Raw genomic sequence first — 6,522 nt, forward strand, 5'->3', positions numbered from 1 at the left:
GACTCCGACCGGGTCGAGTCCGGCGCGGCGATGACCACGTCGTACGTCTCGTCGGCGGGCAGCCCGGCCGGGCCACCGACCACCACGCGGGCGCACGCGGGGCCAGCGCCACCGCGTCCGGGTGGCTGCGCAGCAGGCAGGTCACCTCGGCGTGGGCGAGCCGGTCGAGCAGCGCCGGATCGTGCGGCCCGGCCAGCAGGACCCGCGCGCCGGGCGGCACGATCCGGGCCGCCAGCGCGGCGAGAGGCCCACCGTCGGCCAACCGTTCGCGCGGCAGGTCGGACCAGGCCAGCATCTCGCCGCCCGGCAGGGTGATCCGGCCGGCGGGTGCCGTCTCAGTCGTCACGGTCTTCCTCTTCCTCCTGGAGGTTCGCCCAACCGAGCAGCTCGCGCAGCTCGGCCGGCGAGCAGCGGTGGTCGGTGCCCAGCTCGGCGCGGGCGATGTCCACCGCGGTGGGCAGGTCGACCTCCGTGCCGTGCAGCTGCGGCCACTGTCGTCGGATGCGTGCCGTTCCGCCGAAGGTCGGGTCCTCGTTGGACAGGATCATCGGGTCGCCGTAGACCGCCGGTTCGCAGCCCGCCGCGATGCCGTAGAAGATCGCGCTGGTCAGCCGGTTGGAGGCCACCCGGCGGTGCCGGCGCAGCTCGGTCAACTGCTTGTCGAGGAACTCCGGGTCGGTGTCCTTCCACCAGTGCCCCCGGTAGCCGTGGCAGATCACCCGGAAGCCGGCGCGCTCGTAGAGCCGGCGGACGTTGCGCATGCCGTACTCGTGCCAGTACAGGCAGACCGTGACCGGGCCGGGCTCGGTCTCTCGGATCAGGGCGATCAGCTTGCGGTGGTCACCCTTGACGTGCTGGCCCTCCCAGCCGTGGAACGGGTACCAGATGGTGCCCTCGCGCTCCTCGGCCGGCGGCTCCTCGGGACGCATGGCCAGCAGGTAGACGAACGGGGCGCCGATGACGACCACGTTGCGCCGTCCCACCGACCAGGCACGCCGGCGGGTCTGCTCCGACCACAGCAGGCTCGGGGTGCGATCGGCGTACGGATGGCCGGGCGCCAGGCCGTCGCCGATGTTCCAGCCGTGCTGCACGTAGCCGTTGATCCGCGGTGGGTGCCGGTCGCCGAGACCGGCGTAACGGGCCAGCACGTGCGCGTGACCGTAGAAGTGGTTCGCGTGGTGCATCAGGTTCCCATCAGGCGGCGGAACGGACCGCGCTGCCGCGCAGGGCTGCGGTCAGCACGTCGATGACGCGGTCCTGGTCGGCGTCGCTGAGACCCGGGTAGAGCGGCAGCGACAGCTGCTGCGAGTAGAACGACTCGGCCACCGGACAGGATCCGCGCCGGTAGCCCAGGTCGGCGAACGCCGGGTGCCAGTGCACCGGGATGTAGTTGACCTGTACGCCGATGCCGGCGGCGCGCATCCGGTCGTACACCTCGCGCCGGCGGCCGTCGAGGACCCGGACGGGGTAGAGGTGCCACGCCGGGTCGGCCCACGACCTGCGGGTGGGCGGCAGCACACCGTCCAGGTCGGCCAGCGCCTCGTCGTAGCGGGCGACGAGTGCCGTCCGTCGCGCCTTGAACTCGGCGAGGCGGCGCAGCTGGCTGCGGCCCAGGGCGCAGAGAACGTCCGGCAACCGGTAGTTCAGCCCGAACTCGTGCACCTCCTGGTGCCAGCCGCCCTCGTCCGGGTAGCGCAGGTCGTCGCGCTCGCGGACCATCCCCACGCCGCGGAACCGGCGGGCCCGCTTCAGGATCTGCGGGTCGAGAGCGGCGACGGCGCCGCCCTCGGCGGTGGTCAGGTTCTTCGTGGGGAAGAACGAGAACGTGGTCAGGTCGGCGAGGGAGCCCACCGGCCGCCCGTGGTACGTCCCGCCGATCGAGTGCGCCGCGTCGGCGAGCAGCAGCGCGTCGCTGCCGGCCATCGACTGACGCAGGGCGTCGTAGTCGGCGGGGTGGCCGGCGTAGTCGACCGCGGAGACGACCTTCGTACGCGAGGTGACGGCGGCGGCCGCCGCGGCGGGGTCGAGGCAGAACGTCTCGTCGTCGACGTCGGCGAACACGATCTTCGCGCCGAGGGCGACCGCGCTGCTGGCGGTCGCCACGAACGTCATCGGCGGGACGACCACCTCGTCGCCCGGCCCCACCCCGGCCGCCGCGTACGCCACGTGCAGCGCCGCGGTGCCGTTGGAGACGGTGGCGACGCCCACCCCGCCGGTCCAGCGGGCCAGGTCGGCCTCGAAGGCGTCCACCTGTGGCCCGGTCGTGAGCCAGTCGCCGCGCAGCACGTCGGCGACGGCCGCGATGTCGTCCTCGGTGATCGACTGCCGGCCGTACGGGAGCATCCGCGTCATGCGGTGAGGCCGAGCATGTCGCGCAGCTGCTCGACGCTGAGCCACTCGTCGTTGGTGTCCGACTGGTACGCGAAGCCGTCCGGCACCGCCTCGCAGTCGACCGGCGGCTGGTAGCCCCAGCCGGCGATGGTCGGTTGGACGATGTAGCGGTCCTTGGCGCGCAGCGTCCGGCGGCTGTCGTCCGGCGCGATCATCTCCTCGTGCAGCTTCTCCCCGGGCCGGATGCCGATCTCGTGGGTGGTGGCGTCCGGCGCGACGGCCTCGACCAGGTCGAGGATGCGCATGCTCGGGATGCGCGGCACGAACAGCTCCCCGCCCTGCATCTGGTCGAACGAGTCCATGACGAACTGGACGGCCTGCTCCAGCGTGATCCAGAACCGGGTCATCCGCTTGTCGGTGATCGGCAGGCTCTTGCCCTCCGCGGCCAGCCGGTGGAACAGCGGAACCACCGATCCACGGCTGCCGACCACGTTGCCGTAGCGGACCACCGCGAACCGGGTGGGGTGGTGGGCGGCGTAGTGGTTGGCCGAGACGAACAGCTTGTCGCCGACCAGCTTCGTCGCGCCGTACAAATTGATCGGGCTGGACGCCTTGTCGGTGGAGAGCGCGATGACCTTCTTGACGCCGGCCTCGATCGCGGCGTCGACCACGTGCTGCGAGCCGGTGATGTTGGTGGCGATGAACTCGGAGGGGTTGTACTCCGCGGTGTCCACCTGCTTCAGGGCGGCGGCGTGCACCACGTGGTCCACGCCGTGCATGGCGCGGGTTAGGCGGTGCCGGTCCCGGATGTCGCCGATGAACCAGCGCAGCCGCGGGTCGTCGCCGAGTTGCTGGCGCAGCTCGTACTGCTTGAGCTCGTCACGGGAGAACACCACCACCCGGGCGGGGTCGGCCTCGTTGAGGATGTGCCGGAGGAAGGTCCTGCCGAAGGAACCCGTTCCCCCGGTGATCAGAATGGACGATCCATTCAACTCACTCAATTTGGTGCTCCCGTGATCGTGGATGAACGGGCGGCCCTCGGCCGGCCGACCGGGGTGACACGCTAGCCATGGCGGGTTAACGCACCGGCGCTCGCGGGTTAACCGCGACCGCTGCTCCCGTGAATGCCGGACACCGCGCAGGCGAACACTTCCGACCGCGCGCGAAGCGGGCTGACCAGGCCGGATCCGGCCGTTACAGTGGCCGCGCGAGCGACCCGACCGCCCTCATGCCGCCGGTTGCCGCGTTCACCCGACAGGCGCGCCACCTCGGGCGCGAGCGGTTCACCCCCCGAGCGTCACCGGCCGGCCCGCAGTGCCCTCCGGCCCGCCCGCACGCACCCGGCCCGGCCGGCGAACTCAGGAGGCGTTGATGGCATCCGGCAGCGACGTGATGGAACGGCCGGCGGCTCCGGCCGGGACGCCGCCCGCCGCACCCGCGTGGCGCTGGCTCGTGCCGCTGCTGCTGCTCGTCGGGTGGGTGCTCAGCGTCGCCTGGCGGATGTGGCTGTCCCGACACATCGTGCTGCCGATCGCGCACACCGACGAGGACAGCTACCTCAACACCGCCCGCGCGCTGGCCGGCGGACCGGGCGGGTTCAGCAGCGAGAACGACCTGCTGCGCCGGGTCGGCTACCCGATGCTGATCTCGCCGGCGTTCCTCGGCGACCGGGACTTCGGCGACAGCTACCGACTGGTCCAGCTGATCAACGCGATGGTGAACTCGACGCTGCTGCCACTGGCGTACCTGCTGGGCCGGCGGCTGCTCCGGCTACGCCGCTCGTACGCCCTGCTCGCGGCGGTGGTGGCCGCGACCCTGCCGGCGACCGTCTTCTACGCCGGCGTCGCCATGATCGACACGGTGATGGCGCCGCTGGTGGTGGCCTGGCTGCTCGCCGTGCACCGTTGGATCGAGCGACCCGGTCCGCTCGCCGCGGCCACCGTCGGCCTGTTCGTCGGCGCGTTCCACCTTCTGCACTCCCGGGGCCTGGTGATCGTCGGGATACACGCCGGTCTGGTTCTGCTGCTGCTCATCCGCCGCCGGATCACCCCCGCCGGGGTGCTCGCGGCGCTGGCGCCGGTGCTGGCCCTGGCACTGGTCAACGAGGCCGGCATCCGGCTGCTCGGGGACAAGGTCTACCTGCTCGGCAGCACCCCGGGCGGGAGCGTGGTCGACGCGGTCGCCTCCGCGCAGGGCGTGGTCCGGGTCGGCGCGGCGGTCACCACCCAACTCTGGTACCTGGTCGTGATCACGTTCGGGATGGCCGGGGTGGCCTGGGCCGCCGCCGTCCGGGAACTGTGGCGTCCCCGGCACGGCGACGCGACCCGCTGGACGATGGGCGTCGCGCTGGCCGCGAGCATCGGAGTCGCCAGCGGGGCCTCGGTGATCCTCGCCGGCATCACCGGCAAACCCTTGGACGCGATCTACGCGCGCTACGTGCAGATGCTCGCGCCGTTCTGGATGCTCGTCGGGCTCGGGGTGCTGCTCACCGTCGGACGCCGGGTGGTGCTGCGCCGCACCGCCGTCGCGGTGGGCCTGCTGATCGCCGGCGGCGCGGTCGTCGCGGTCCGGCTCGCGTACGTGGCCAGCCGGGGGCACTCGTTGCGCTACGGCGGGTTCGGCGCGCCGGACCTGGTGGCGCTGACCGGCGGCTGGGAGGAGATGCGGCCGGTCGTCGGGTCGCTGATCGGCATCGCCGGCTGCCTGCTGCTCGTCGCCGCGGTCCAGGTGCCCCGGCTGCGGCTGCCGATCCTCGGTGCGCTCGTGGTGGTCAACCTCGTCACCATGCAGGTGATCGACCAGCGGTTGGTCCGGCCGACGGTGGCGAGCACCGCACCCACCCCCCGCGTGGCCGACGTCGGGGTACGCCCCGGCGAGCGGGTGTGGGCCTCCACCGGGGTGCACTACATCCAGCGGTTCAACCTGAGCCACCAGGTGACCTGGACCGACGTGCGGTGGTTCCGCGAGCAGCCCCCGGCCGCCGCGCAGGTGGTGTTCGCCCGGTGGGCGCCCGGCCAGCCCGACGACTGGGACGGCGCGAGGTACGGCTTCGTGCGGCTCGGCGGCAACGAGCGCCAGCACTGGGCCGCGTGGCGGCGGGCCTGACCCGCCGCCACGCCACCATCTTGTGAACGGCGGATGTCCGCCGGGAATATCGGTGGTTAAAGGTGTCCGGCCATTACGGAAATATGTGCGGCGCCTAGCGCCGGCGACGGTCTGCCTGGGCGAGCGAAATGGGGATGACGGTGATTTCCCGGCCGTCGGACATCTCCCGGCGACCCGCGCCCTCGACAAAACGGAAACGCCGGTTCATCTGCCGTACGACGGTGTTGTGCTCCAGCACCTCCCCGTCGAGCCGGTCCAGGTGCAGCCCGTCGAAGGCGTACTCGACGGCCTCCCGCATGATGCCCAGCCAGGCGGGCAGCGTCTCGTCCCGCTCGGCCAGCCCGTCGGAGTCCAGATAGAAGCCCCAGGCGCCGGTGCGCGGGCCGTCCAGCCGCAGGTCGAAGAAGGTGACCACACCGCAGGGGCGGTCGTCGCGGACGTACACCAGGACCCGCCGCGACGGGTCGTCGCGGACCGCCGACCACCACCGGGCGTGCTCCTCGGCGGTGATCTCGTGGCTGTTCTTGCTGACCTGACGGTTGGTTTCCTGGTTACGCCAGGACAACATCAGGTGAACGTCGTCCGCCGTTGCTTCGCGCAGCACGTGCCTCTCGCTTTCAATCTGTTCACGCCCGGTCCGAAAACCCTACCCGGCTGCACCGGGAAATCAGATATGCATTCGTTGGGTTGTAGACTCCGGCGCATGAACGAATTGAGTCGCGCGCAGATCCGCGACCTCATGGCTCAGGTGCTGAAGAACCAGGACAAGGAGCTGCCCGCCGATGACGCGGCGCAGCTGCGGGAAATCGGCTTCCGCTCACTGGACTTCTCCGAGTTGGCCCTGCGGGTGGAGGACGAGACGGGGGAGGAGCTCAACTTCGACGCCCCCGGCCTGCGCCGCATCGCCACCGTCGGGGACGTCCTCGACTTCCTCGTCGAGCTTCAGCACCAGTGACCGTCGCGACACCCGGCCCCGCGACGGCCGCGCGATCGGAGCCGGCCGGCGTCGACAACCGCGTCGTCGTCGGCGGCGCCGCGCTGACCTGGCGGGCGCTGCGACGCCGGCGCTGCCCGACCCCGCAGCGG

General features: G+C 71.8%; 6 protein-coding genes and 1 pseudogene. 2 read left to right on the forward strand and 5 right to left on the reverse strand.

All coding sequences use genetic code 11. The features are described 5' to 3' along the window. The 4 genes and pseudogenes from JNW91_RS28240 to pseB all read right to left on the reverse strand — a co-directional run. Positions 1-295 (reverse strand): annotated as a pseudogene (locus JNW91_RS28240) (class I SAM-dependent methyltransferase); the annotation flags it as partial. Positions 296-335: 40 nt separating this feature from the next. After that, complete coding sequence (locus JNW91_RS28245; RefSeq protein ID WP_203178517.1) at positions 336-1,184, reverse strand: hypothetical protein; 849 nt, start codon at positions 1,182-1,184, stop codon at positions 336-338. 10 nt (positions 1,185-1,194) lie between these two features. Continuing rightward, complete coding sequence (locus JNW91_RS28250; protein WP_203178518.1) at positions 1,195-2,352, reverse strand: DegT/DnrJ/EryC1/StrS family aminotransferase; 1,158 nt, start codon at positions 2,350-2,352, stop codon at positions 1,195-1,197. Then, a complete protein-coding gene (gene pseB / locus JNW91_RS28255) occupies positions 2,349-3,332 on the reverse strand; it encodes a UDP-N-acetylglucosamine 4,6-dehydratase (inverting) (protein ID WP_203178519.1) in 984 nt (327 codons plus the stop codon). Before pseB ends, JNW91_RS28250 begins: the two co-directional genes overlap by 4 nt. A 370-nt stretch (positions 3,333-3,702) precedes the next feature. Between pseB and JNW91_RS28260 the strand changes: the two genes are divergently transcribed. After that, the gene (locus tag JNW91_RS28260) at positions 3,703-5,436 is read left to right on the forward strand and encodes a glycosyltransferase family 39 protein (protein ID WP_203178520.1); all 1,734 of its coding nucleotides are present in this window, start codon (positions 3,703-3,705) and stop codon (positions 5,434-5,436) included. A 94-nt stretch (positions 5,437-5,530) separates the two neighbouring features. On the opposite strand, the gene JNW91_RS28265 is transcribed toward JNW91_RS28260, so the two are convergent. Next, entirely contained in the window at positions 5,531-6,040 is a 510-nt protein-coding gene (locus tag JNW91_RS28265) for a GNAT family N-acetyltransferase (RefSeq protein WP_203178521.1), read from the reverse strand. A gap of 99 nt (positions 6,041-6,139) precedes the next feature. On the opposite strand from JNW91_RS28265, the gene JNW91_RS28270 reads away from it, so the two are divergent. Next, complete coding sequence (locus JNW91_RS28270) at positions 6,140-6,391, forward strand: acyl carrier protein (RefSeq protein ID WP_091401397.1); 252 nt, start codon at positions 6,140-6,142, stop codon at positions 6,389-6,391. Positions 6,392-6,522: the final 131 nt, after the last annotated feature.

Source organism: Micromonospora parastrephiae (assembly GCF_016802865.1).
Lineage (GTDB): Bacteria > Actinomycetota > Actinomycetes > Mycobacteriales > Micromonosporaceae > Micromonospora > Micromonospora parastrephiae.